The following is a 26,532-nucleotide window of genomic DNA, read 5'->3' on the forward strand; positions in this document are numbered from 1 at the left end:
GGCATGGACAATGGAGTGGTGATGCAACTGTTGACGACCCTGCTGTTCCAGCTGCCGGTCGTGCTGGTGTACGTGATCGGCCTGGCGCTGCTGGCCACGCGCCGTCCCGGCCGGCCGCGCACGCTCGGCCTGTGCGGGTTGAGCATCATGCTGCTGGTGATGCTGCTGGGCACGGCGCTGTCGGTGTTGCCGATGTGGCTGATGTCGCGCGGTGCCAGCCTGTCCGAGTTCACGCTGTGGCTGGGCGTGCTGCGCACGGTCCTCAGCCTGATGTTGACGGTGGGCGTGCTGTTGGTGGTGCTGGCGCTGCGCTTCGCCCTGCCGCCGCGGATGGCGCCGCCGCACTGATGGACGCCGGCGGGCCTGGCCCAGGGAGGAGGCGATGCTGGCAGTGGGGCTGTACCCGTTGCTCGACGTGGGCGCGCTGACCGGCGTGCTCGGCCTGCTGGCGCGCCTGCTGCTGCCGCTGATCGCCCTGCTGCTGCTCCCGCGCCTGGCACCGGGCCGCGCGCGCACCCTGGCGCGGCTCGGGCTGACGGTGTTGCTGACGGGCGCGATCGTGCCGCGGCTGTTGGACGCGGTGCTGGGCTGGGTGGCACTGATGACCCCGCAGTTCCGTGGCTCCCATCCGGACGTCTACGCACTGGCGCAAGTGCTAGACGATGCGTTGTACGTGGTCGGCCTGGGGCTGCTGCTGCGCGCGCTGTGGTTGGCGCTGCCGCGCAAGGCCGCGTCGCCGGCGCCGTAACGCGGCGCATAGCGCCGTTCAGTTCCCGCGTTTCAGTCCCTGCGACGGGACGTGAGAAAATGCCGGGATGACCGAGTCCCCTTCGCCGTCGACGCCGCCCGCGTCCGGCCCGTCCCCGCGTCAGCTCACCGAACCGGTCAAGCTGGCGATCCGCGATGCCTACGCCAAGCTGCAGGCCAACACGCCGGGCTTTCGCGTGCGCCGCGCGCAGAGCCAGATGATCGGCGTGGTTTCGCGTGCGCTGGGCACCTCCGGCGGGGTGGGCGTGGCCGAAGCGCCCACCGGCGTCGGCAAGAGCCTGGGCTATCTGACCGCCGGCGTGCCGATCGCGCTGGCCAGCAAGAAAAAGCTGGTGATCAGCACCGGCACGGTGGCGCTGCAGTCGCAGCTGGTCGAGCGCGACATCCCGGCCTTCCTCAAGGCCACCGGGCTGGAGGCCACGGTGGCGTTGGCCAAGGGCCGCACCCGCTACCTGTGCACGCGCAACGTCGCCGAACTGCACGGCGAAGCCGCGCAGGACAGCATGTTCGAGGACGAGGCGCCGCTGTACGACCGCCCGCTGAGCCCGGCCGAGGCCGAACAGGCGCGGGCGCTGGCCAAGGCCTATGCCGACCGGACCTGGAACGGCGACCTGGACGCCGCGCCGGAGCCGGTGCCGCCGTCGTTGCGCGCGCGCATCACCACCAACGCCGCCGGCTGCGCCGGCCGCCGCTGCTCCTTCGCCGTGCAGTGCCCGGTGCTGAAGGCGCGCAGCGAGGTGCGCGATGCGCAGATCGTGGTCACCAACCACGCCCTGCTGCTGTCGGCGCTGTCGCTGGGCGACAGCGACAACGGCCAGCCGCTGATCGCGCCGCCGTCGGACATGCTGCTGGTACTCGACGAGGGCCACCATATCGCCGGCGTCGCCATCGACCAGGGCGCGGCCAACCTGCCGCTGGACGAGATGGCGCGGCGCACCGGCCGCCTGCAGGCGCTGGTCGGCGCCGCCTACCGGCTCGCCGACAAGGACCGCATCGGCAACCAGCTGCCCAACGAGGCGATCGAACTGGCCGCGCAGGTGGCCAAGGGCCTGAAGGCGTTCCGCGCCGAGATCGAACGGGTATGGGTGCCGGAGCCGGGCCAGGACGAACCGATGTGGCGCGCGCCCAACGGCCGCCTGCCCGAGGAATGGAAGCCGCTGATCGACGCGCAGGCGCAGGACACCGGGGCGCTGCTGAACTGGGTGCAGGCCGCGCACCAGATGGCGGCCAAGTCCAAGCAGGACGATGCGGCCAAGGAACGCCTGCAGCGCAACCTGGGCATGGCCCTGGAGATGGTCGAGCAGCAGTACGCGCTGTGGCTGGGCTGGCGCCGCGAGGACCAGGACGGGCAGCCGCCGATGGCGCGCTGGATCACCGCCTCGCGCGATGCCGACCTGGTCTGCCACTGCTCGCCGGTATCGGCCGCGCAGGTGCTGCGCTCGCTGCTGTGGAGCGAAGTGGACGCGGCGGTGCTGACCTCGGCCACGCTGACCGGCGGCGGCGATTTCCAGGCGCTGGCGATCGACAACGGCCTGCCCGCGCATGCCGAGATGGTGTCGCTGTCCTCGCCGTTCGACCTGCCGAACCAGGCCGAACTGATCGTGCCGGCGTTCCCGGTGGCGCCGGACGACCGCGAGGGCCACCCGCGCGAAGTGGCGCGCTACCTGGTGCGCGAGCTGGACTGGGGCAAGGGCTCGATCGTGCTGTTCACCTCGCGCTGGAAGATGCTCAAGGTGGCCGACCTGCTGCCGATCGCGCAGCGCAACCGCGTGCTGGTGCAGGGCGATGGCTCCAAGTCGCAGATGATCGGCGAGCACATGCGCCGCATCGCCGCCGGCGAAGGCTCGGTGCTGTTCGGCCTCAATTCCTTCGGCGAGGGCCTGGACCTGCCCGGCGAGGCCTGTACCACGGTGGTCATCACCCAGGTGCCGTTCGCGGTGCCGACCGACCCGCAGACCGCCACGCTCGGCGAATGGTTCGAAAGCCGCGGCCTCAACGCCTTCAACCTGATCGCGGTGCCACACGCGCTGCGCACCCTGACCCAGTTCGCCGGCCGCCTGATCCGCACCGCCGACGACCACGGCCGGGTGATCATTCTCGATTCGCGGCTGCTGACCAAGCGCTACGGCAAGCGCATCATCGACGCGCTGCCGCCGTTCAAGCGGGTGATCGGCTAGCGAATGTGACGTCCGTTGGCCTGACGATGTGACGCAGTTCGCCAGGCTGGCGTCGCCCTGACGGCAATTCCGTGCGTTGGCCGCCGCCGCGCGGACAGGCCGCGCGCGCTGGTCTAGTATCGCGGGCCACAGGGGGAGTATCACCATGCGAATCGCCAGACAGTGGGCGTTCGGAGCGGCGTTGTGCGTGCTGGCGGGCAGCATCGCGGCGCAACCGGCACCCGCACCGACAGAAGGCGCGGCGGCGGCAGCGCCGGCCAATCCGGCCTATCGCGCACAACTGTTGCAGTTGATCAGCGACGACGCGCAGGCCCGCGCCGACCTCAAGCGGGACTACACGCCGCAGCGGCTGCAGCACGACACCGTCTCGCTGCGCGCGTTCGCGCACGAGGTGCGGACGGCGCACAAGGAAAGCCAGGAGCGTCTGACCGAGCTGATCCAGCGCGAGGGGTTTCCCGATGCGCACGCCGTCGGGGCCGATGTGGCGCACGCGGCGTTCCTGATCGCCCAGCGCATCACCGAGCCGGGGTTCCGCGCCGACTTCCAGCGCGGCATCGATGCGGCCGTGCAGCGGCAGGCCTACAGTCGTGCCGACCAGACCCTGTTCGCCAATCGCAGCCGCGCGCTGAGCGCGAAGCGCTAGCCGCCGCCCCGCCATCATGGCGGGGCCAGGCAGGACAGTGGCGCTGCGCTGGCGCCGTTGCCGCAAGCCGGATGCACGCGCGCTGTCGCAGCGGCTTCAGCCGCGACGACGCGTTCCCGGCAAAGCCCGCCGCGGCTGATCCCGCAAAGGGGACGGGAGCCGCCTCCCGCAGCAAACTTCCCGAAGTGCTCTTCTGGCGCGCATCGCGCGCCTGTATCGCTGTAGGCGCATTGCACCACGCGCTGTGGCCACCATCGCCTTCGCATGCGTCTACATTTTGCGGTCGATCTGCATCCGCGTCGCCGTCGCGGGATGCTAAGTCTGCAGTGCGGCTGCTACGCATTGCGCGCTCTTCCAGCGCTCGCGGTCACAGTGCGCACGCGCGATTGGCTGCGTCGATGGCGGCGATCGTAAGGAACGAATGTTCAGCGCGACGCGCTGCCGCCATGCTGCAGCTCCCTTCACGCGAGCCGACGCCATGCGCCCTGGATCTGTCTTGTTGCTAGTCCTGTTGTCGCCTTCCCTGATCCTGTCGGCCAGCGCCGCGCAGTCCACGCTCACCCGCGACAACGGCGCGCCGGTGGGCGACAACCAGAACTCGCAGACCGCCGGGCCCAACGGCCCGACGCTGCTGCAGGACGTGCAACTGATCCAGAAGCTGCAGCGCTTCGACCGCGAGCGCATCCCCGAGCGCGTGGTGCACGCGCGCGGCACCGGCGTGCACGGCGAGTTCACCGCGACTGCCGACATCTCCGACTTGAGCAAGGCCAAGGTGTTCGCGCCGGGCACGACCACGCCGGTGTTCGTGCGCTTCTCCTCGGTGGTGCACGGCAACCATTCGCCGGAGACGCTGCGCGACCCGCACGGCTTCGCCACCAAGTTCTACACCAGCGAAGGCAACTGGGACCTGGTCGGCAACAACTTCCCGACCTTCTTCATCCGCGACGCGATCAAGTTCCCGGACATGGTGCATGCGTTCAAGCCGGACCCGCGCACCAATCTCGACGACGATGCGCGCCGCTTCGATTTCTTCTCGCATGTGCCCGAGGCCACCCGCACGCTGACCCTGCTGTACTCCAACGAAGGCACGCCGGCCGGCTACCGCTTCATGGACGGCAACGGCGTGCATGCCTACAAGCTGGTCAACGCGCAGGGCCAGGTGCACTACGTGAAGTTCCACTGGAAGAGCCTGCAGGGCCTGAAGAACCTGGATCCGCAGCAGGTGGTGGCGGTGCAGGGCAAGGACTACAGCCACCTGACCAACGACCTGGTCGGCGCGATCAAGCGCGGCGACTACCCGAAGTGGGACCTGTACATCCAGGTACTCGCGCCCGAGGACCTGGCCAAGTTCGACTTCGATCCGCTGGATGCCACCAAGATCTGGCCGGGCGTGCCCGAGCGCAAGATCGGGCAGATGGTGTTGAACAAGAACGTGGACAACTTCTTCCAGGAGACCGAGCAGGTGGCGATGGCGCCGGCCAACCTGGTGCCGGGCATCGAGCCGTCCGAAGACCGGCTGCTGCAGGGGCGCATCTTCTCCTACGCCGATACCCAGCTGTACCGCGTCGGCACCAATGGCCTGAGCCTGCCGGTGAACCGGCCGCGGGTGGCGGTCAACAACGGCAACCAGGACGGCGCGATGAACGCCGGCAGCACCAGCAGCGGCGTGAACTACGAGCCGAGCCGGCTCAGCCCGCGGCCGCAGGATCCGAACGCGCGCTACAGCCAGCTGCCGCTGTCCGGCACCACCCAGCAGGCCAAGATCGCCCGCGAGCAGAACTTCAAGCAGGCCGGCGAGCTGTTCCGCAGCTACAGCAAGAAGGAGCAGCAGGACCTGATCCAGAGCTTCGGCGAATCGCTGGCCGGCACCGACGATACGAGCAAGCACATCATGCTCTCGTTCCTGTACAAGGCCGACCCGGCCTATGGCAGCGGCGTGGCGCGGGTGGCCAAGGGCGACCTGGCGCGGGTCAAGCAACTGGCCGCGCAGTTGCAGGATTGATCCGTCCCACGCGCGGCGTGGCGGCGGTATCGCCGCGCCGTGCATCTTCTTGCGGAGACCACCTATGCGTCGTGTTGTTCTCTTTCTGCTCGGCCTGGCCGTGAGTGCCACGGCCGCCGCCGCACCGGCCGCGTCTGCGGCGCCGGATCCGGCCGCGGTGCAGGCGCAGTTGCGCAGTTACTTCTTCGATGCCGCGCGGCAGGGCCGCCAGGACATGCTGGCCGAGTTCATCCGGGCCCATTACGACCTCAACACCCGCGACGACAAGGGCTACACCGCGCTGATCCTGGCCGCCTACCACGGCCAGCAGGCGGCGGTGGAGCAGTTGCTGCGCGCCGGTGCCGACCCCTGCGCGCAGGACAAGCGCGGCAACACCGCGCTGATGGGCGCGATCTTTAAGGGCGAGTTGAGCATCGCCAAGCGGCTGATGCAGGCCGATTGCGCGCCGGACCAGCGCAATAACGCCGGGCAGACCGCGGCGATGTACGCGGCGCTGTTCCAGCGCACCGAGGTGCTGAAGGAACTCGCCGCCAAGGGCGCCGACCTGCAGGCCAAGGATGCGCAGGGCAACGACGTGGCCCGGCTGCAGCGCGGCGAGTTCGCGACCGCACCGGCGCGCTGAGCGGTCCCGGCCGGCCTCCGCGGCGGGTACGCGGCACGGCCATCGCGCTGCGCGTGGCATCGCAGGCCCCGGATCGGCGAAAATGCCCGGGTGGCCGGTCCCTCCGGCCCGCCGCGGTCCGTGCCGCCGCCGTCCCCGCCTTGGCAGACGGCGACGCCGCAGGGCCGCGTGCTGCCCTGTCGGCATCGTGCCGGCGCCCTGCCGCGGCTCGCCGTCGCCTACCCGGATCTGTCTTGAACGCCACTGCCCCTGTCTCTCCCGACGACCTGCCCCTGGCCGAGCGCCTGCGCATCGCCCTGGACCTGCTCGAGACCATCGCCGCCGACCGGCGCGTGCTCGATACCCTGCCGGAGGCCGAGCGGGTGCGCCTGCTGCAGGTGGTCGCCCAGGTCTTCAACCCTGAGCCCAAGGCGCGGCGCAAGCTGCTCAAGGAGCAGGCGCGCGAGCGCCACCAGGAGAAGGTGCGCAAGGCCGAGGAGTTGCTGGCGCAGACCGGCATCCGCGCGCTGCGCCGCAAGCCGGTGTTCAGTACGCCGAACTATTTTCCGCCGCACGCGCCGGAAGCGCTGACCCACGCGCAGGCCGCGGCCGAGGCGCCGGCGGCGCATTCGCCCGAGCTGCGCCACTGCTACGTGTGCAAGCAGAAGTACACCGAGTTGCACCACTTCTACGACCAGCTGTGCCCGCCCTGCGCCGAGTTGAACTACCTCAAGCGCACCGAGAGCGCGGACCTGCGCGGGCGCGTGGCGCTGCTCACCGGCGGCCGGGTCAAGATCGGCTACCAGGCCGGACTCAAGTTGCTGCGCGCCGGCGCCGAGCTGATCGTGACCACGCGCTTCCCGCGCGACTCGGCGGCGCGCTACGCGCAGGAGCCGGATTTCGCCGAGTGGGGTCATCGCCTGCAGGTGTACGGGCTGGACCTGCGCCACACGCCCAGCGTCGAGGCGTTCTGCAGCGAACTGCTGGCGACCCGCACGCGCCTGGATTTCATCGTCAACAACGCCTGCCAGACCGTGCGCCGGCCGCCGCAGTTCTACGCGCACATGCTGGCCGGCGAGACCGCCGCGCTGCACGACCTGCCCGAGCACGTGCGCCGGCTGGTGGGCCAGTACGAAGGGCTGCGCGGTCCCGACCTGCTGCCGGCGGCGGGCACCACGTTGCCGGCCGGCGCGGGCCCTTCGCGTGCCGGCGCCGATGGCCTGCTGCGCGCCGCGGAGCTGTCGCAGGTGCCGCTGCTGGCCGACGACCTGCTCGCGCAGCAGCACCTGTTCCCGGAAGGACGGCTGGACCAGGACCTGCAGCAGGTGGACCTGCGCGGGCGCAACTCCTGGCGCCTGCTGCTGGACGAAGTGTCCTCGGTGGAACTGCTGGAGACGCAATTGGTCAACGCGATCGCGCCGTTCGTCCTCAACGCGCGGCTCAAGCCGCTGATGCTGCGCACGCCCGAGCGCGACAAGCACATCGTCAACGTGTCGGCGATGGAAGGGCAGTTCTACCGCAACTTCAAGACCACCCGGCATCCGCACACCAACATGGCCAAGGCCGCGTTGAACATGATGACCCGCACCTCGGCGGCGGATTACCAGAACGACGGCATCCACATGAACAGCGTGGACACCGGCTGGGTCACCGACGAGGATCCGGCCGAGATCGCCGCGCGCAAGGTGCAGGAAGAGCGCTTCCACCCGCCGCTGGACATCGTCGACGGCGCCGCGCGCATCGTCGATCCGATCATCCACGGCTTCAACACCGGCGAACACGTGTGGGGGCAGTTCCTCAAGGACTACGCGCCGACTGACTGGTGAGGCGGCGCCTGGCCGGAACCGGGGGCGTGTGGTGCGCACAGACGGCGCCCGCTCCGCCTGCGTTCGCGTGCTAGTCGCGCTCGCGGGCAGTTGCCGTCGTGGCGGCGACGTCTTTGTCGCGGCCCCAGAACTCCACCAGGAGGGCCATCGTGGTCCACACGATCGGCGTCGGTTGCACGTGTCCGGCAGTGGGGCGTGGCCCTGGCGCATCGTGTCGATCGCCCTCGGCAGCGCCAAAGCCATCAGCAGGGTGTAGACCGCGCAGGCCACCCGGTGCCGGCTGCTGGAAACGAACAGGGTCGAGGTGACCACGCTGGCAAGCAGGGTCAGCGCCCCGCCGAACTGCCAGGCGTTGAGGCGTTCGGTACCGGTGTGCACCAGGCCCAGGACGGCGCCGAAGAACATGGTCAGGCCATGCGGTTGACCTGGTATTCGTCCCTGGTCATGCGGCCGAGGCCGATCTTGCCGGAAACGCTTCCTCCCTCGCGCAGGTGCGCGCCTTTCGCGTTGTCGCATCCTGGCCTCGCCATGCCCATCCGCTGGCCACATGCCTCCCCGCGTCGACTGTCGCGAAGCGCGCGCGTTCGTCGCCCGCCCGCCGCAAGCGATGCGTCCGCACGCCGGTCGCGCGCGACGCGTCCTGCGCTAGGCCAGGGTCTGCAATTCGCCGCGCGGGCCGGTCGGCGTCAGATACAGGTGGCCGAGGCTGATCGGCAGGCGGAAGCGGCGCGGTCCGGCGCTGCCGGGATTGAGGTAGAGCACGCCGTCGCGATGCTGCAGCGACGGCATGTGCGAGTGGCCGCTGATCACCACGTCCACGCCGTCGGCGACGCGCGCCAGCGTCTTCAGGTCGTGGCGCACGTGCAGGCGCACGCCGTCGATGTCCAGGTCCAGGGTTTCGGGCAGCGCCTGCGCCCACGGCGCGGTGTCGATGTTGCCGCGGATCGCATGCAGCGGCGCCAGTTCCCGCAGTGCGTCCAGCACGTCCGGTTTGCCGATGTCGCCGGCATGCACGATGGCGGCACAACCGCGCAAGGCCGCCAGCGCCTCGGGGCGCAGCAGGCCATGGGTATCGGCGATCACGCCGAGATGCAGCGGTCGAACGGGACGCATCGGTGGGGCTTCCTGGCGCGTGAGCAGCGCTCAGCGTACCCGTTCGGATGGGGTGCTGCCGTGGCGACCTGCGCGTGCGTGTCGGGTGCGCTGGAGGCGAATGCGCCCACGCACCGGGCGCATTCGCGCGGGGTGGATCAACGCTGGTATCGGCATGTGGGCGCACCGCCGACGCGCGTCGCGGTGCAGCGCGGCCTTGCACCAGCGCGCGTGCGCGCACCGCGCCATGGGACGGCCGCGCATTAACCCGCACGTAGCGGTGCGCACCGCCGTGGCAGCGTGCGCACGCGACGTGTTGTACCGTTGCGCGCGCCGCTTCCGATGTCGCACACCATCGCAAGGCGGCGCCTTTTCTTTTCCAGCAGACTTGGACCGATGGCCTCTTCCCCTACGCCCCCCGCCCCCGCCGATGCCGCCCCGCATGGCGCCGCCGCCGTGTTCCGCGTGGTCACCGGCAACTTCCTCGAGATGTACGACTTCATGGTCTATGGCTTCTATGCCACCGCCATCGGCCATGCGTTCTTCCCTTCGCACGACGCGTTCGCCTCGCTGATGCTGTCGCTGGCCACGTTCGGCGCCGGCTTCCTGATGCGGCCGATCGGCGCGCTGGTGCTCGGCGGTTACATCGACCGGCACGGGCGCCGCAAGGGCCTGATCCTGACCCTGGGGCTGATGTCGGCGGGCGTGCTGCTGATCGCCTTCGTCCCCGGCTACGCCACCATCGGCGTGCTGGCGCCGCTGCTCGTGCTGCTCGGCCGCCTGCTGCAGGGCTTCTCCGCCGGCGCCGAACTGGGCGGCGTGTCGGTGTATCTGGCCGAGATCGCCACGCCGGGCCGGCGCGGCTTCTACGTGGCCTGGCAGTCGGCCAGCCAGCAGGTGGCGGTGGTGTTCGCCGCCGCGCTCGGCGTGGCCCTGCACGCGCTGCTGCCCGACAGCGTGATGGACCGCTGGGGGTGGCGCGTGCCGTTCTTCATCGGCAGCCTGATCGTGCCGCTGATCTTCCTGATCCGCCGCTCGCTGCAGGAAACCCCCGAATTCGCCGCGCGCCACGCGCCGGACCTGGCCGGCATCGCGCGCTCGCTGCGCGCCAATGTCGGCTTGATCCTGGCCGGCGTGGGCATGGTGATGATGACCACCGTGTCGTTCTACCTGATCACCGCCTACATGCCGACCTACGGCCGCGCCGAGCTGCATCTGAGCGAGCTGGACAGCCTGGTGGTGACCGGTTGCATCGGCCTGTCGAATTTCGTGTGGCTGCCGGTGATGGGCGCCCTGAGCGACCGCATCGGCCGCAAGCCGCTGCTGGTGTTCGCCAGTGTGGCGATGCTGCTGACGGTGTGGCCGGCGCTGCAATGGCTGGTCGACGCGCCTTCGTTCGCGCGGCTGCTGCTGGTCGGCGAATGGCTGTCGCTGCTCTACGGCGCCTACAACGGCGCGATGGTGGTGGCGCTGACCGAGGTGATGCCGGCGGAGGTGCGCACCACCGGCTTCTCGTTGGCCTACAGCCTGGCCACCGCGACGATGGGCGGCTTCACCCCGGCGGTGTCCACCTGGCTGATCCACGCCACCCACAGCCGCGCCGCGCCGGCGCTGTGGCTGTCGCTGGCGGCGCTGATCGGCCTGGTCTGCACCTGGCTGCTGTTCCGCCGCCAGCGCGGCGGCGAGGCGCTCGGCGCCGCCTGATCGCGGCGCTGCGCCGACGCGGGGCGGGCCGGCGTCGGGATTGCTTGTCGTCGCCAGCGGCGCTCGCCTGCCGCAGGCCGCGGCAGGCGACGCATGTGCCCGCGCGCTGGCCCGGGATCAGCCCAGGTCCAGCGCGGCGGTCAGGTCGCCCGGCACCACGCCGCTGGCGGCGTGCATCGCCCGCTCGCGCTCGACCAGCCCCGGCAGCGGCTCCAGGCCGAAGCGGCGGGTGATGAAGCGCAGGATCGAGCCGGTGTCGTAGACGCTGTGGTCGACATGGCCGCGCTTGGCGTACGGCGACACCACCAGCGCCGGGATGCGCGAGCCCGGGCCCCAGCGGTCGGCCTTGGGCGGGGCCACGTGGTCCCACCAGCCGCCGTTCTCGTCGAAGGTGATGAACACGACGGTCTTGTCCCACAGCGGGCTGTTGCGCAGCGCGTCCACCACCATCGCGATGTGGCGATCGCCGGCGGCCACGTCGGAATAGCCGGCGTGCATGTTGAGGTTGCCCTGCGGCTTGTAGAACGTCACCGGCGGCAGCGCGCCGGCCTGCACGTCGGCGAGGAAGCGGTTGCCGGGGGCGCTGTCGCCCAGGCCGCCGTCGCGCAGCCGGCGCGCGCGCGCCGGCGTGCCCGGGGCGAGGTTGGCGAAGTAGTTGAACGGCTGGTGGTGGATCTGGAAGTTGGGGCTGGTCGGGAACTCGCTGGTGTCGCCGGTGTCGCCCTTGCCCTGCACCGCCAGCGCCCAGCCGCCGGCGTACCAGGCCCAGTCCACGCCCTTGGCGTCGAGCGCGTCGCCGATGTGGCGGTGGGTCTGCGGCGGCAGCGTGTTGGGGCTGTTGGGGTCGGCGTAGTCCGGGCGCGTGGGGTCCTGGCTGGTGCTGGGCTGGAACGGCGGGCTGAGCGTGTTGATGGCCCAGAAATCCGGGGTCAGCGCGCCGTTGCGCACGAAGCGCGGCCGGCCGTTAAGCGCGGTGCCCGGCGAATCGTCCTGCACCGCCAGCCGGATCTCGTCGGGGCGGTCGCTGGCCAGCACGCTGATCTGCGTCCGCGCCGGGCTGCTGTCGGCCTTGGGGTAGTACGGCGCCTGCGCGGCGATCAGGTACTGGTGGTTGAGGAACGAGCCGCCGAACGCGCCCATGAAGAAGTTGTCGCAGAGCGTGTACTCGCGGGCCAGGCTCCACAGCCGCAGCGTGGCCGGCGCATCGCCGTAGTGGCCCATCACCAGGCCGCCGGCGTCGCTCCACGCGGCGAAGCCGTCGTTGCGGCCGCCGTTGATCTGCATCTGGTTCTCGTAGAAGCGATGCACCAGGTCGCGGGTCACGATGCCGTGCGGCAGCGGCTGCCCGTCGGGCGTGCGCAGCGGGAACGGCGCGTTGGGCAGCGGCCCGATCGCGTCCTCGCCGATCTTGTAGCGGCGGTGCGCCACCACCTGCTCGTCCGGCGCCAGCCCGCCCCAGATCGGCGGCAGGATGTCGAGCACGCTGCCGTCGCGGTCCAGCTGCCGCGCCTGCGCCGGCGTCACCTTGGACAGCGGCTGCTGCAGCCCGGGGAACTCGGGGAACAGGTTGTTGAAGCTGCGGTTCTCGGCGTAGATCACCACCACGTGTTCGATCTTCTCGCGCAACTGGCGGTCCAGCGCGGTCGCCGACAACGTGCGCGGCGCCGCGCGCTTGGAGGCTTCTGTACGCGCCTCGGCGGGGCCACCGATCGCCAGGGCGCTGCCGGCTAGTGCCAGGCCGCCCAGTAGGCGCCGGCGTTGCGGGTTTTCGGGGGTGGTGTCGGTGTCGGCGGGCGTGGTGGACGCAGGATCCTGGGGCGGCTTCTTCACGGGTCATCGGTGGCGAGGGAAAGGCACCCGCCAGTGTGGGCCGCGTGAATGACAAGTCAAAGCCAGTCGGTCCCACTCCGGGACCCGCGTTCAGCGACCGTATCGCAGGCCGCGTTTCCGGAACTGCGGATGACGCTGCGGCAGGCGGCGCCCCGCGCTCGACCTCAGCGGGGCGCTCGCACGCTGCCGGATGCCTGCTTGCACAGCGCCGCATAGATGCCCGAGATGCCCGAATCGTCGCGTGCCGCCGCCGCTCCGCCGGCGGCGCTCAGCGCCGGGCCACGCCGCGCCCAGACGCGCGGTCAGCGCCGTCAGTTGCGTCTAGAACCGGTGCTGCATGCGGCGATCTGCTCGGCATCGTGCCCGAGCCAGGCGTGGCCCCTGTCGCTGTACATGGCGGCACCGTGCAAGGTCTCGACCAGGTCGCGCTGCGGGTCCTGCGGATCGGTCGGCAGCGTGGCGTCCGACCGGGGCGGATCGCCCCACCTGTCACGCCGGCTTTCCGGACCCTTCGGCGCCCTCGGCATCGCCCAGCGCGTGCTGCACGTACAGGCGCTTGACCAGCACGAAGAGCACCACGGTGAGCGGTGCCGCCAGCACCACGCCCATCGGCCCGAACAGCACGCCGATGCCGAACAGCGAGAACAGCAGCAGGGCCGGCGGCAGGTCCACCGCCCGCGCCTGGATTAGCGGCTGCAGCACGTGGCCCTCGAGTTGCTGCAGCACCACGAACAGCAGCAGCGCGCCCAGCGCCACCTGCGGGCTGACGGTGAAGCCCAGCAGGATCGCCGGGACCGCGGCCACGATCGGGCCGACGATGGGGATGAAATCCAGCAGCGCGGTCAACAGGCCGATGCCCAGCGCCACCGGCACGCCCAGCAGCCACAGGCCGATCCCGGTCAGGGTGCCGATCACCGCCATCGCCAGCAGCTGCCCGGTCAGCCATGCGCGCAGCGCCTGGCCGCTGGCGGTCAGCGCCTCGTCGGCGACGCCGCGTCGGTCGCGCGGCAGCAGGTGCAGCAGGCCGTGCCGATACAGCTTCGGCTGCGCGGCCAGGTACAGGCCGCCGACCATCATCAGCACCGCGTCGGTGACGCCGCCGCCGGCCGACAGCACGATGGCGCCGGCATGCGTGGCCAGGGTCGAGGCGCCGTCGCGCAACTGGTCGGGGATGCGCTCGATCTGCGGTCCCAGCGGGCCGGACTGCAGCCAGGCATGGAACTTGTTCCAGGCCGCCGGCAAGGTGGCGCGGAAGGTGTCGATCTGCGCGGCGACCTCGGCGCCGAACAACAGCACGATCGCCGACAGCGCCAGCACCAGCAGCAGGATCACCAACGCCAGCGCCGCCCACTCCGGCAGCGGCAACCACTTGCGCAACAGCGTCGCCAGCCCGTGCAGCAGCACGCCCACCACCACCGCACCGAACACGATCAGCAGCAGTTCCGACAACTGCCAGGCCAGCAGCGCCAGCGCGCCCAATGCCATCACGACCAGGACCCGCGCCGTGAACGCGCGCAGGGGTGAGGGGGAACCGGGGAGCGAGGTAGTCATCGGCGGGCGGATTCCGATCAGGACAATGAGCGCGGACAGTAGTGGCAGGGCGGTGCAGGGCGAGCGAAGACCGCGCGCCGCCCGTCGGCAGCGTACACTCACCGGTCGCTGCGCATGGGCGATGCCGGCGGGCGCCAGGCGGCGCGGCGGGTTTCGGCGGTCGTTGGCGGGGCGTCCGGTCGCTCCGGCCCGGCGCTGGCGCTACTGCCCCGCGGGCGGCTGCCAGAGTTCCACCTTGTTGCCTTCCGGGTCGATGACCCAGGCGAATGCGCCGTACTCGGATTCGTCGATGCGGTCCAGCACGTGGCAGCCCTCCTCGCGCAGCGCCGCGACCAGGGCATGCAGATCGTGCACCCGGTAATTGATCATGAAGGGGGCGGTGCCGGGCGCGAAGTGCGGCTCCTGCGCCGCCGCGCCGATCGACCACACGGTGGAACCGGCCACCGGCGCGACGCTGGCGTCGCTCCAGGCGAAGGCGGTGCCGCCCCAGGCCTGCACGTCGATGCCGAGGTGCCGCTGGTACCAGGCCTGCAGTGCGGCCGGATCCTGTGCCTTGAAGAAGATGCCGCCGATCCCGGTGACGCGTTTCATGGAGCCTCCCCTGATCCGATGGTGGGCTGGCCGGGCAGCGGCTCGTAACCGTCGCCGCGGCCGCTCAGCCAGCGCAGTCTACGCTTGCCGGCCTCGCCCAGTACGCGGCGGCGGCCAGTAGCAGCGGGTGCCGCAGGTCCGCATCGGTCATCGTCCGCGCGCGTCCGCCTACCTCGATGCTCAGGACATGCGCCTGGTCCGCCTCGTCGTCGTAGCCGCGCGCCAGCAGCAGATCGCGGCCGTCGCTGAAGCGGTAGAGGGTGTAGGCGTAGTAATAGCCGTCTTCGTCGTCCGGCTCGCTGGCGTCCACGTGGTGGGTGATGTCGACGTGCATGCGGGATGGGCGGCGTTGAGAAACTAACCGTACTGCGTGGTTGGCGTATCAGGCAGGCGGTCGAGAGGACGGAAAGGCAGGACAGCGCACAACCCTGGGCCGCTGCTTCACCCGATTTGCGGACAGAACTGCTGACCGTGCTGGTGCCAGGCCTTGATGGCCAGTGTGACGCGCTGGCGGGTCTCCCTATCCACTTTGCGTCCAAGATACGGCGAGCGGCTGTTGAGCACGCCCGGCGCGGTCCACTGCACCTGTTCGGCGAGCTGTGCGATGAAATCATGTCCGAGTGCACGAAACTGTGCGGCTTCCTCCTCGTTCAACACCATGGTCCACTCGTAGCCGACGGGGCCATGGCTGCAGTTGACGTCGAGCAAGAGCGTGTCGTCGTCGCGCAGGAGAAACCAGGCATGAGGAGCGTGATCCACTACCTGCATGCGAGGCCTACGTTGCAAGCGAACTCGATGTGGCGCCTCTGAGCCTGGGCCATCGCAGCACCCATGCCGGTTACGTCGACGGCTTGTTCTTGCTGTACACGATCTTCTTGGTACCGGCTTGGCAGCTGCCAATGACCTTGCGATCCTTGATGTCGGCGTTGTCGACGATCTCAAGCGTGTAGTCCTTGACGCCGTGGGCATCGAGTTTCGCGGTGAGCTCGGCCTTCAACTCTTCGCAGTATCTGCCGGCTGCCAAAACAGGAGAAGAAACAACGGCGAGCAGGAGGAACATGATGGCCTGTTTCATGGTCGTACCAATGTCGAGGAGAGGGACGGGGCTCTGAGAAAGACGGCGACCGGTGCGGCGGGCTTTGGGAATGGAGCCGATCGGTCCGACCACCGGAGGGAACCCGGCAGTCGAGCCGAGTGTAGCAAGTGGCCGACCGCGTCAAGCACCACGACCGTCGCACGCCGCCGACACCGGCAAGAAAAGTGCAAGCGACGCCGCGTTCTGGACGCTTCACATCAGGGGTCGACCTAGACGCCCGCGTCGTACATCAGCCGCATGGTGTAGTTGAGCTGCAACGTCTGGTTGGGGCCGCAGGCGATCTCCGTGGCCTTTTCCGAGGTTCCCGGCGGTGAGACCAGGATCGACGAGCCCGATCTGAGCGGGTCGAACAGGCTGTACCGGTAGCCGGCATTGCTGAATTCGATCGAGGCGTTGCCGTTCGGGAACGTGTTGTAGGTGAACAGCCCCGCCGGCGGCGTCTTCTCCGCCGGATATTGCAGGACCAGCTTGCCCGCCTCCGATGCCCGGTACTGCAGGTAGCCACTCGTCCGGTTCACCACTTTCGACGAACACAGCGAAAACACCCGCTTGCGCGTTTGGCACGTCCATAGTGTGAGTTCCACTTTGTCGCAGAGCGGGCTGTGTTGGTATTCGCTCTCTGAGTCCTTCAGCGCCGCCCGGGTGATGGACGGAAGCGGTTCGGATGCTCGCGCTGCAGGAGGTAACAGGGCTACCGAGCAGGCTGCCATGACGATCTTCATCCATATTTTCATCATCTTTTCCACCTGATCATGTTCCTGGCGGGAGGCGGGTGCATGCGATGGCCGCAACTATTGCAGTCTGCGTTGATCGGCAGAGCGCCGAAACAGCCAGCCAACGAGCAAGCCGCAGCCTGTGGAAGCGAGCAGCTGCAGCCATCCCAGAATGACGAACATGGTCGGCACCTCCCCCAGGTCTGGTGGCAACAGCGCCGCGACTACATCTGCTACGGCGGCGTAGACGGGCGCGCACGCTCGGCGAAAAGGATGTAGAGCAACCGTGTGTCCCAAGCGACCTGCCAACTGAGTTCAGCCTCGTCGCGAAGCGGCGTTGGCTTGGATGAACTGTTAGAAACCACTGCGAGGAACTCAAGAAAAAACCTCAATGAGTTCTACTGCCTGCGAGCCTTCAACATGCCAGATCTTCGCAAAATTCAGCACGTCTTCTATCGGCTCGTTCGGATGACTGGTTGTTGTGATGTCATGGGCAAAATTGCGATCTGGGTCAGTGAGTAGCAAGTCAAAAATAAACTCCCAGTTCTCGCAATCCGTCCCTGTCGCGCAAAAGAGATCAATCTTTCGGTCGATCAGACTTAGCAACAGCGACTCGTGATGCGCCGAATACGGCACGGAACTTACGAGTACGACTTTCAAAGCGCCGGCTGCATTCATTGGGTGGAGGAAATGCCTGAGTTAATCTGCGCCGCGAAGCAACATCGACTTGGACGAACTGCTAGATGGCTGGTTAATTGACAAAAACTGCCGTGACATTTGCCGCCGAAAGCTCTTGAACAAGCTTGGTGGGATCTAGGCGAGTCCTTCCGGACGGCGAGGCGGAGCTCGGTCGACGACTAGAGGAGAGCTTCGATGATGCTCTCGGCTTCCAGTACCCCGAAGCCGGAGTTGCGAAGCGCTTGGACAACATCGCCTAGGGTGTCCTCATATCGTAGTCGAAACTTCCAGGTTGCCTGACTCATGTGTCGAGAGCTCTCTTCTTGCTGCGGCCATGGATTCAGCTAGCCATCTCCCTCGCCCGTAGCCGTCCCGCGTAGGGTGCAACAATCGAGAGGGCGATACAGAGGACCAGCCATATCCAAGGGGACTCCAGCTCTTGGAGGTTGCCAATAACCTGAACTTTGTTTGGCCCATCTTTTCGATACAGAACCGGAAGCCCCTGATCTGAAGATGCCTGCTTGTATTGATCGGACTTTAGGTGCGCGTGAGAACTAAGGGTCTCGCCAGACTCAAGTTTCAGGAGTACCGCGTGGCCGTACTTTCGCTGATCTGACGCCGCTCTTATTTCATCTTTCGGGCTGTCGCCTACGGGTTGGGGCAAGAGGATCAGCCTGGCGGGTGCAGACGACAGGCGGTACTGGAACCAAGGCACTACGTTGCTGACAAACACAACGAATGTCGAAGCGGCCATCAGGTACAGCACGACAACAAACAATAGACGTTGAAATCTCATGTCGAAGACTGGGTCAAGTGGGGCGTATGGTGGGATCAGTGAGGCCTGACATCGGATCAAGCCGCGCTGCGAAGCGGCGTCGGGTCGAGAACATTGTTGGCGCGCACCCACTTTCCATGCTGCGCGAAGGCTACGGCGCCAAAGGCGAACTCGATGGCCGCCCCCACGGCAACCACGAAGACCGCGGGCGCGCGACACAACGCCAAGACAATTGCGCTCGCAGCGAGCGCCAGACCCAATGCCCAGTAGAGCCGCATGCCATACACAGATGCAAACACCAGGTAGCGGCCCCCGATGACGAGCAGCATGCCCAAGAAGAACCAAGCCGGCTGACGGAGGCCCAGCCCGTACGCGAGCGGCAAGCTGAAGATGAGCCAGAACGTGCTCGCTCCCGCAAGTTGACCGAGCGGATTGCCTTTGCTGTGTGCGCCAGAGGCTCCAAGAAGCTTGCACAGCAGCACGCTGACCGGATAGATCAACATGCCGCCAATAAGCAGCGCCCAGATAGCGCGCTCCGGCGAGACGAACGCCGCAAAAGCAGTGGCGATTGCCCAGGCCATCGCCGATGCCACGATCCCAGTAGCGCCGCTCAAGTAGCCGCGACGCATGTCCCCCTGCGCTTCCCTCATCGTCATTTCCATCGAGACCCCTGCTCGCTGTTGTGCATGCTAACGCCTGAGTTACGCCGCGCCGCGAAGCGGCGTCGGCTTGACCGAATGGTTAGACGGCGCTGCCAGGCGGCGGTAAAGCATGGCCCGTGCTCCCCAGCACTGCCTCCGAACGCCGAGCATGCCACAGATCGCGGTCTTGGGGCTTGCCCGAGGTGCTGGCCGCTGGATGTGACAGAGACCGAAGGCAATGAGCGCAGTGGGGCAACGAAGCCGGACGACGAGGCGGCGGGCTATCCGATGGCTGGAGACGAGTGGAATGCGTCCAAGAGCCGAGCGTCGAAGCGTCAAGCAACTTGCCAAACGCGGAAGCCGCGCCGCACGTACAGCACTATCGCATGATGTTGCAATTTGCCGTGCCGCAAAGCGGTATCGGCTTGAACGATTATTAGGCCTAAAAGCCAAGATGCAGGTCGCCAATTACGCTATCCAAGACCGTTGTCTAAAAGTCCTGGAGTTTTTGCCGCTTCACCGAGTCCAAGTCGGACCATTGACCACCCTCAGAAAGACGTTTGCCGGTTGCGTAAGAGTCCTTCCAGATCGTTTGGCAACCGGAATCACCCGTAAATCCTTGGCGATCAACAATTCGGGCCGCAACCGAACCGACAAACACTTTGTCTGCACCGAGAGCTAGCCCGGTGATCTCGCAGTAGGTGTAGTCAGGCGATGCGAAAGCGGAGGCCGGCAGCAAAAAAGTTCAGCTAGCAAAAGTCGTATTGATCTTTCCTGCCTGTAGGCCTAATGCGCTAGTTGAGGGGCGCCGGAGCAGCGAATCCGCAGAGGGCGCCTCTCGGCAGCGCCGGTAAGCGGTCGCTCTTGAGCGGCTGGTTAGACGGCTGGTCGAATGCCAAGGGGCTTTGACGGATGCTGAGCATTGCGGTTTCTATGCGAAGAGGAAGCATGCCGGCCGCTAGGCTAAGCATAGAGCACATCTGACGCGGCCTTGGGATACTTGATGGCCATTTCATCGAGGCACAACTTCATTAGCTCCGCATCTCGCGGGAGTTTGGTCTCTAGTTCTCTCCAACCTTTCAGTCGAAGTGTCTCAGGCATTTTTACGAGCCCGGTGATTGAATCCCAGAAGGCGTCCCAGTTACGGCCATACCATCCGGGAAACCCTAAAGACTCGCTGAGCAAGGCATGAAGCTCTGCGGCTGATTCAACAGCCGCCAAATTCACCTCGATGAGCTTGATGCGATCCATGTGCTAGCCGCCCAACTACTATTAGACCGCCTAAAAGCGGTGATGGGCCAAGTATCCACCAACGCCAGAAGTCTGCAAAGAGAGGAATTCTTATTTCACATCAATGACTTGTCGGATGGCGGTCGCGGTTGCGGGAGTCGATGCTGGCTGCCTTGTCCGACGTTCGAGCTGGCGTGTGAGTTACACCCATGAGGGTGAAGGGATAACGGCACATCCATCGCCGCAGTTGCTGGAGTAGGTGTACCGCCGGTCGCGGCGTAGGCATGACAGCCTGCGCATCGCCCAAGCATAGGTTGGCCGGATACGACGCTTCATCCCGGCCAACGGCAAACAGCACCCAGCGCGGATGGGGCCGGCCGAGCAGATCCATACGCATGTGCTAGGGCGTGGGCGTCTGAGGCGTGCAGTCCGCTGATGGGTTGGACACCGGCAGCGAGTGACGCCAGCATCAAGAAAGCAACCCAGCTGTGGGCGTTTGTGTTCCCGCGTCGGGACTGAAGTCCCTCCTACAGTGCAATGCCAGGGCGCCATGAAGACCGGGGGAATCCGCGGTCTTCATGGCAACGCCTCAGCCGTCCAGCAGCGCCTTGTCGCGCACCGCCCCCTTATCCGCGCTGGTCGCCAGCAGCGCGTACGCCTTCAATGCGGTACTGACCTTGCGCGGGCGCGGGTCGGCCGGTTTCCAGCCGCGGGCGTCCTGTTCGGCGCGACGCGAGGCCAGTTCTGCCTCGGAGACCAGCAGGTCGATGCGGCGCTGGGGGATGTCGATGCGGATGCGGTCGCCGTCGCGGACCAGGCCGATGGCGCCGCCGGCCGCGGCCTCGGGCGAGGCGTGGCCGATCGACAGGCCGGAGGTGCCGCCGGAGAAGCGGCCGTCGGTGAGCAGGGCGCACTGTTTGCCCAGGCCCTTGGACTTCAGATACGAGGTCGGATACAGCATTTCCTGCATGCCGGGGCCGCCCTTGGGGCCTTCGTAGCGGATCACCACCACGTCGCCGGCCTTGACGTCGTCGGCGAGGATGCCCTTGACCGCGGCGTCCTGGCTCTCGAACACCTTGGCGTTGCCCTCGAACACGTGGATGGATTCGTCCACGCCGGCGGTCTTCACCACGCAGCCGTCCTCGGCAATATTGCCGTACAGCACCGCCAGGCCGCCTTCCTGCGAGTAGGCGTGGGCGACGTCGCGGATGCAGCCGGTGGCGCGGTCGGCGTCCAGGCTCGGCCAGCGCGTGGCCTGGCTGAAGGCGACCTGGGTGGGGATGCCGGCCGGCCCGGCCTTGTAGAAGGTCTGCACCGCGGCGTCGTCGCTCTGGGTGATGTCCCACTGCGCGATCGCGTCGGCCAGGCTGCGGCTGTGCACGGTGGCCTGGTCGGTGTGCAGCAGGCCGCCGCGCGCCAGTTCGCCGAGGATGGCGACGATGCCGCCGGCGCGGTGCACGTCCTCGATGTGGTACTTCTGCGTGTTCGGCGCCACCTTGCACAGCTGCGGCACGCGCCGCGACAGGCGGTCGATGTCGCGCAGGGTGAACGGCACTTCGGCCTCCTGCGCGGCGGCGAGCAGGTGCAGGATGGTGTTGGTGGAGCCGCCCATCGCGATGTCCAGGGTCATCGCGTTCTCGAACGCCTCGAAGGTGGCGATGCCGCGCGGCAACGCGCGCGGGTCTTCGGCGCCGTACCAGCGGTGGCACAGTTCCACCGCGGTACGGCCGGCCTTGAGGAACAGTTGCTCGCGGTCGGCATGGGTGGCGACCACGGTGCCGTTGCCGGGCAGGGACAGGCCCAGCGCTTCGGTCAGGCAGTTCATCGAGTTGGCGGTGAACATGCCCGAGCAGGAGCCGCAGGTGGGGCAGGCGCTGCGCTCGAACGCGGCGACCTTCTCGTCGGAGGCGGTGGGATCGGCGGCGATCACCATCGCGTCGATCAGGTCCAGGTTGTGGTCGGCGAGCTTGGTCTTGCCGGCTTCCATCGGCCCGCCGGAGACGAACACGGTGGGGATGTTCAGGCGCAGCGCGGCCATCAGCATGCCGGGGGTGATCTTGTCGCAGTTGGAGATGCACACCAGCGCGTCGGCGCAGTGCGCGTTGACCATGTACTCGACCGAGTCGGCGATGATCTCGCGGCTTGGCAGCGAGTACAGCATGCCGTCGTGGCCCATGGCGATGCCGTCGTCCACGGCGATGGTGTCGAACTCCTTGGCCACGCCGCCGACGCGCTCGATCTCGCGCGCGACCAGTTGCCCGAGGTCCTTCAGGTGCACGTGGCCGGGCACGAACTGGGTGAAGGAATTGGCGATGGCGATGATCGGCTTGTGGAAGTCGGCGTCCTGCATGCCGGTGGCGCGCCACAGCGCGCGGGCGCCGGCCATGTTGCGGCCGTGGGTGGAGGTCTTGGAGCGATAGTCGGGCATGGGAGCAGCGAACGTGCGGGCGGGGAGGCTGGCGATGGTGGCGCGATCGGATCGTTGCTGCTGCAACCGTCCTGGACGCCCACCGGTGGGCCGGCCACGTTAGCACGCGCGTCGGCGCCGCCGCGCGCCGGCCAGGACTGCGGAATGCGTCGCAGAATCGCCCCCCGCCGCTTGGCAGACTGCCCAGGCCGGTGCGTCAGGGGGCGTAGGCCCGGCTCGCCCATCATGACCACAGGAGGTGTCCATGCTCCGGCATGTGCGTTCGTCGTCTTCCGTTGTTTCCTCCCCCGCCCCGTCCCTTATGACCACCCCGGCCGATCCGGGCCGCCGCAACGTCCTGCGTGCCGGTGTCGGCATCGCTGCCGGCGCCGCGCTGTGGGGCCTCGGCGGCCAGGCCCGCGCCGCGGGTACGCTGCCGTTCGCCGGCCTCAACCTGTCCGGGCTGGCGTCCAACAACTTCGTGGACAACGCGGTCATCGACCGGCACTACCGCGACATCCGCGACCAGCACATCGCCGCCGCCGGTGCCTGTCCGCTGTTCCGCCTGCCTACCACCGCCGCACGCTTCAGCACCGGCCAGGGCATGCCGCTCAACGCCACGTACTGCGACCAGGTCGAGAAAGTGCTGGACCGGCTCGCGCTGCGCGGCAAGGTGGCGATCCTGGAGTTGCACGACTACATGCGCCTGCCGATCAAGGTCGCGAGCAAGTCCGGTTACCGGCGCGATGGTTCCGGGCAGTTGATCGGGCCGGACGGACGCGCGGTCACCGATCCCGCCGACCAATCGGTGTGGAACGGCACCTACCGCAAAGGCAATTTCCTGTACCTGGCCTACTTCGACCCGGCCGACACCCTGCTCAAGCTCTACGAGTACCGCGTGATCGGCACGCCCGGCTGCACGCTGTACAACGCCGCCGGCCTGCCGGATCTGTGGAGCCGCATCGTGCAGCGCTTCCGCTCGCATCCGGCGATCTTCGGCTGGGGCCTGATGAACGAGCCCTACGAAGGGCCGGAGTACAACGCCGACGGCAGCAAGCTGGTGATGGCCGATCACTGGCTGCGCACCGCCACCGCCACTTCGGCGCGCATCTTCGACTTCGACCGGTCGCATTACGTGTTCGTCTGCGGCAATCAGTACGCCAGCGCGCGCCTGTGGGACCAGGTATCCAACAACCTGGACACGATCCCCGACCCGTACGACCGCATCGTCTATGAGGCGCACAACTACCTCGACAACGAGGGCCAGGGCGGCGGCAACTGGACCAATCCCAATGAATCCGTTGCGCCGGACACCGGCATCAAGATGGTCACGCCGTTCATCGACTGGCTGGGACGCAGAGGCAAGCGCGGCTTTCTCGGCGAGCACGGCTATCCGGCGGGCAACGCCAGCGCGGAATTGGCGACCAAGCGCATGCTCGCGCACCTGCAGGCCAACAACATCCTCAGCACGCAATGGTGCTTCGGCCCCGGCTGGCCGGACAACGACGTGCTGGGCATGAGCCGCGACGTGGGCATGGACATCCAGGTCAAATCCAACATCGCCGCGGTGCAGCCGTACTTCGACGCGCGCCTGTCCAGCTACGTGCCGCCGCCGCCGGCGAGCTGACGCGTCGCGGCCGGCAACGGTGGCGCCCGAACGCCGGCCGCGGGTTTCCGCGGCCGGCGGAACCGGGCATCATCGGGGCTGGACTCAGGAAGACGTTGCCATGAAAAGGTCGAAGACGACTGCCTTGTTGCTGATGAGCGCCGCGCCGCTGTTGTTCACCGCCTGCGGGCGCGAGCCGGAAGCCAAGACCCAGGAAGGCCTGTACACCTCGGTGGATGCCTGCGTGGCGCAGACCCACGACATCGCCACCTGCCGCGAGGCCTTCGCGCAGGCGCAGAAGCAGGCGGCCGAGCAGGGGCCCAAGTACGCCAGCCGCGAACAGTGCGCGCAGGACTATGCGCCGGAGCGCTGCGTGGAGCAGCGCGACAGCCACGGCCATTCCTTCATCGGGCCGATGATGACCGGTTTCTTCCTGTCGCAGATGCTCAACAACAACCGCGCCGCCGGGTTAAATGCTGCGCCCGCCTACCAGGATCGGCAGGATCAGTGGCAGCGGCCGGCGTCCTATTCCGGCGGCGCCGGCGGTGCCGGTGCGGCGGCCAGCGGCACGACACTGCGCGGCAACCAGACCATGACCCATATCGGCGCCACGCCGAACCGGGCGGTCACCGTCAGCCGCGGCGGTTTCGGCGAATCCGCCGGCGGGCGCGGCTTCGGCAGCTGAGCATCGCTTTTCTCCTCATCGCACGAGACCTCGCATGAAACGCATCGCGATCGTCGAGCGCGGCGACTGGCGCGCCCAGGCCGCGGAGTACGGTTTCCGCTTCCACACCATCGACGGCCAGCGCTATTGGGACGAGCGCGCCTACTACGCGTTCAGCCTGCGCCAGATCGAACGCGACCTGGAGGACCCCAGCGCCGAACTGCATGCGATGGCGATGGGCCTGCTCGACGACATCGTCGCCAGCGAGGCGTTGATGCAGCGGCTGGCGATTCCGCCGGCGTTCCGCGACTGGATCGCCGACAGCTGGCGGCGCCGCGAGCCGCATCTGTACGGGCGCCTGGACCTGGCCTACGACGGCCGCGGCCCGGCCAAGCTCTACGAACTCAACTACGACACGCCGACCTCGCTGTTCGAGTCGGCGTTCTTCCAGTGGCAGTGGCTGGAGGACCAGCGCGCGCAGGGTCGCCTGCCGGACGAGGCCGACCAGTTCAATTCCATCCACGAAGCCTTGCTGGAGCGTTTCGCCGCGCTCGCCGGCGGGCTGCCGCCGCCGCTGTACTTCGCCGCGGTGCGCGATTCGGAAGAGGACCAGGGGACGGTCGCCTACCTGCGCGACTGCGCCGCGCAGGCCGGCGCCGCCGGCGAGCTGATCGCGATCGAGGACATCGGCCTGTCCAGCGACGGCCGCTACACCGATCTGGACGACACGGTGATCGGCGCGCTGTTCAAGCTGTATCCGCTGGAGGACATGTTCGCCGAACGCTTCGGCCAGGCGCTGCCGGGCTCGGGCCTGCGCCTGTTGGAGCCACCGTGGAAGGCGCTGCTCAGCAACAAGGGCATCCTGCCGTTGCTGTGGGAGCGCCACCGTGGCCATCCGAACCTGCTGCCGGCGGCGTTCGACGACGGCAGCGCGTTGCCGCCGGGCTGGGTGCGCAAGCCGCTGCATTCGCGCGAAGGCGCCAATATCGTGCTGCATCTGGACGATGGCCGCGTGCTGGAGAGCGATGGCCCGTATGCCGGGCCGTATGTCCGCCAGCAGGCGCATCCGTTGCCGGCCTTCGAGGGCCGCTACCCGATGGTCGGCAGCTGGACCGTCGGCGACCGCGCCTGCGGCATCGGCATCCGCGAGGACGACGGCCCGATCACCCGCGACAGCGCGCGGTTCCTGCCGCACGCCATCGTCGAGGACGCGCGGCCGGACGTGCTGTATGCCTGAGTCGCTATCGCGCGCCGAAGCGGCGTCGCCTGGCGCGCCGCGCCGGCATCGCAACGACGGAACGCCGTTGGCCGCCTATGCGGACCAGGTGGCGGTGCGCTGCCATCGTTGCGGCGCGCCGGGCTGGGTGCTGGCGCAGTGGGAGCCTTATCGGTGGCAGGCACGCTTCCGTTGCGGGCAGTGCGCCGCGGGGCTGGACAGCGACGCCGGCGACTGGGCTGGAGCGGTGCAATTGGTCGGCCGTCGCGCTTGCGGTCATTGTGGCCACCAGTGGGTGCAGGTCTGCGTGACATCGACAACCTCAGTGCCTCCCCCCAAGACCTTGCCCGCGCGCTGCGCGTATTGCCGCAAGGACAGCGCAGTTGCCGTGCAACTGCGACGCCTGCGCGACGGAGCGCCCTGCGATCCGCATTTCGGCATGCCGCTGGCGCTGGTCGCGCCGACCCGCGCCGGCCTGCTGTGGGCCTACAACCCGCGCCATCTGCAGGAATTGCAGGACTATGTGGCGGCGACGCTGCGCGAACGCCGCGGCCTGTTCGGCCGTTCGATGGTGGCGCGGCTGCCGGCGTGGATGAAGCTGGCGCGGCACCGGCCGCTGATGCTGCGCGCGCTGCAGCGCCTGCAACTGGCCAGTGCACAGTTGCCGCCGCCGCCTGCGGCGGCAACGTAGCGGCGACGTCAGGGGGTCATCCTCCGCCGG

At 68.1% G+C, this 26,532-nt stretch carries 23 protein-coding genes and 1 pseudogene; 12 read left to right on the forward strand and 12 right to left on the reverse strand.

The annotated features are described in order from the left end of the window. The first annotated feature begins 3 nt into the window (after positions 1–3). From AC1PME_RS01720 to AC1PME_RS01750, 7 genes are all read left to right on the forward strand, one after another. Entirely contained in the window at positions 4–348 is a 345-nt protein-coding gene (locus AC1PME_RS01720) for a hypothetical protein (RefSeq protein ID WP_481097105.1), read from the forward strand. 34 nt (positions 349–382) lie between these two features. Further along, complete coding sequence (locus AC1PME_RS01725; protein ID WP_481097106.1) at positions 383–748, forward strand: hypothetical protein; 366 nt, start codon at positions 383–385, stop codon at positions 746–748. A gap of 67 nt (positions 749–815) precedes the next feature. Continuing rightward, positions 816–2,945, forward strand: a complete 2,130-nt coding sequence (gene dinG, locus AC1PME_RS01730) for an ATP-dependent DNA helicase DinG (RefSeq protein ID WP_481097107.1) — start codon at positions 816–818, stop codon at positions 2,943–2,945. 145 nt (positions 2,946–3,090) lie between these two features. Next, on the forward strand, positions 3,091–3,588 hold the full coding sequence (locus AC1PME_RS01735; protein ID WP_481097108.1) for a hypothetical protein: 498 nt from the start codon (positions 3,091–3,093) through the stop codon (positions 3,586–3,588). A gap of 478 nt (positions 3,589–4,066) precedes the next feature. Continuing rightward, entirely contained in the window at positions 4,067–5,590 is a 1,524-nt protein-coding gene (katB, locus tag AC1PME_RS01740) for a catalase KatB (protein WP_254459993.1), read from the forward strand. A gap of 64 nt (positions 5,591–5,654) precedes the next feature. Beyond that, positions 5,655–6,212, forward strand: a complete 558-nt coding sequence (locus tag AC1PME_RS01745; RefSeq protein WP_307547935.1) for an ankyrin repeat domain-containing protein — start codon at positions 5,655–5,657, stop codon at positions 6,210–6,212. 233 nt (positions 6,213–6,445) lie between these two features. Further along, positions 6,446–8,017 (forward strand): SDR family NAD(P)-dependent oxidoreductase, encoded by a 1,572-nt coding sequence (locus AC1PME_RS01750; RefSeq protein WP_481097109.1) that lies wholly within the window; start codon positions 6,446–6,448, stop codon positions 8,015–8,017. A gap of 645 nt (positions 8,018–8,662) precedes the next feature. On the opposite strand, the gene AC1PME_RS01755 is transcribed toward AC1PME_RS01750, so the two are convergent. Next, positions 8,663–9,130 (reverse strand): metallophosphoesterase family protein, encoded by a 468-nt coding sequence (locus tag AC1PME_RS01755; protein WP_481097110.1) that lies wholly within the window; start codon positions 9,128–9,130, stop codon positions 8,663–8,665. Positions 9,131–9,505: 375 nt separating this feature from the next. Here AC1PME_RS01755 and tcuC point away from each other — a divergent pair, with 375 nt between their 5' ends. After that, complete coding sequence (tcuC, locus tag AC1PME_RS01760) at positions 9,506–10,813, forward strand: tricarballylate/proton symporter TcuC (protein WP_481097111.1); 1,308 nt, start codon at positions 9,506–9,508, stop codon at positions 10,811–10,813. 117 nt (positions 10,814–10,930) lie between these two features. Here the strand turns inward: tcuC and acpA are convergent, their stop codons facing one another. From acpA to ilvD, 11 genes and pseudogenes are all read right to left on the reverse strand, one after another. Further along, a complete protein-coding gene (acpA, locus tag AC1PME_RS01765; protein ID WP_481097112.1) occupies positions 10,931–12,643 on the reverse strand; it encodes an acid phosphatase in 1,713 nt (570 codons plus the stop codon). Positions 12,644–13,132: 489 nt separating this feature from the next. Next, complete coding sequence (locus tag AC1PME_RS01770) at positions 13,133–14,128, reverse strand: AI-2E family transporter (protein ID WP_254461316.1); 996 nt, start codon at positions 14,126–14,128, stop codon at positions 13,133–13,135. Between the two features lie 267 nt (positions 14,129–14,395). Further along, the gene (locus tag AC1PME_RS01775) at positions 14,396–14,785 is read right to left on the reverse strand and encodes a VOC family protein (protein ID WP_481097113.1); all 390 of its coding nucleotides are present in this window, start codon (positions 14,783–14,785) and stop codon (positions 14,396–14,398) included. Then, positions 14,782–15,119: pseudogene (locus AC1PME_RS01780) on the reverse strand (hypothetical protein). The gene AC1PME_RS01775 and the pseudogene AC1PME_RS01780 overlap by 4 nt, the downstream one beginning before the upstream one ends. Positions 15,120–15,226: 107 nt before the next feature. After that, the gene (locus AC1PME_RS01785) at positions 15,227–15,553 is read right to left on the reverse strand and encodes a hypothetical protein (RefSeq protein ID WP_481097114.1); all 327 of its coding nucleotides are present in this window, start codon (positions 15,551–15,553) and stop codon (positions 15,227–15,229) included. A 70-nt stretch (positions 15,554–15,623) separates the two neighbouring features. Further along, positions 15,624–15,860: a DUF1161 domain-containing protein gene (locus tag AC1PME_RS01790; protein WP_481097115.1), complete on the reverse strand. Its 237-nt coding sequence runs from the start codon at positions 15,858–15,860 to the stop codon at positions 15,624–15,626. Positions 15,861–16,090: 230 nt separating this feature from the next. Then, the gene (locus AC1PME_RS01795) at positions 16,091–16,618 is read right to left on the reverse strand and encodes a hypothetical protein (RefSeq protein WP_481098050.1); all 528 of its coding nucleotides are present in this window, start codon (positions 16,616–16,618) and stop codon (positions 16,091–16,093) included. Between the two features lie 351 nt (positions 16,619–16,969). Next, a complete protein-coding gene (locus tag AC1PME_RS01800) occupies positions 16,970–17,200 on the reverse strand; it encodes a hypothetical protein (RefSeq protein WP_481097116.1) in 231 nt (76 codons plus the stop codon). 924 nt (positions 17,201–18,124) lie between these two features. Further along, positions 18,125–18,709 carry a DUF7010 family protein gene (locus AC1PME_RS01805; RefSeq protein ID WP_481097117.1) on the reverse strand — a complete coding sequence of 195 codons (585 nt, stop codon included), beginning with the start codon at positions 18,707–18,709 and terminating at the stop codon, positions 18,125–18,127. A gap of 942 nt (positions 18,710–19,651) precedes the next feature. Continuing rightward, on the reverse strand, positions 19,652–19,939 hold the full coding sequence (locus AC1PME_RS01810) for a barstar family protein (RefSeq protein WP_307547955.1): 288 nt from the start codon (positions 19,937–19,939) through the stop codon (positions 19,652–19,654). 568 nt (positions 19,940–20,507) lie between these two features. Further along, the gene (gene ilvD, locus AC1PME_RS01815; protein ID WP_481097118.1) at positions 20,508–22,346 is read right to left on the reverse strand and encodes a dihydroxy-acid dehydratase; all 1,839 of its coding nucleotides are present in this window, start codon (positions 22,344–22,346) and stop codon (positions 20,508–20,510) included. A gap of 301 nt (positions 22,347–22,647) precedes the next feature. Between ilvD and AC1PME_RS01820 the strand changes: the two genes are divergently transcribed. The 4 genes from AC1PME_RS01820 to AC1PME_RS01835 all read left to right on the forward strand — a co-directional run bounded on the left by AC1PME_RS01820 (position 22,648) and on the right by AC1PME_RS01835 (position 26,502). Further along, positions 22,648–23,952, forward strand: coding sequence for a glycoside hydrolase family 5 protein (locus AC1PME_RS01820; RefSeq protein ID WP_481097119.1), 1,305 nt, complete (start codon positions 22,648–22,650; stop codon positions 23,950–23,952). 100 nt (positions 23,953–24,052) lie between these two features. Continuing rightward, positions 24,053–24,616, forward strand: coding sequence for a DUF1190 domain-containing protein (locus AC1PME_RS01825; protein WP_481097120.1), 564 nt, complete (start codon positions 24,053–24,055; stop codon positions 24,614–24,616). A 34-nt stretch (positions 24,617–24,650) separates the two neighbouring features. Beyond that, the gene (locus AC1PME_RS01830) at positions 24,651–25,832 is read left to right on the forward strand and encodes a glutathionylspermidine synthase family protein (protein WP_481097121.1); all 1,182 of its coding nucleotides are present in this window, start codon (positions 24,651–24,653) and stop codon (positions 25,830–25,832) included. 367 nt (positions 25,833–26,199) lie between these two features. Continuing rightward, on the forward strand, positions 26,200–26,502 hold the full coding sequence (locus tag AC1PME_RS01835) for a hypothetical protein (RefSeq protein WP_481097122.1): 303 nt from the start codon (positions 26,200–26,202) through the stop codon (positions 26,500–26,502). Positions 26,503–26,532 lie beyond the last annotated feature (30 nt).

It is taken from the genome of Xanthomonas sp. NCPPB 901, assembly GCF_056725085.1.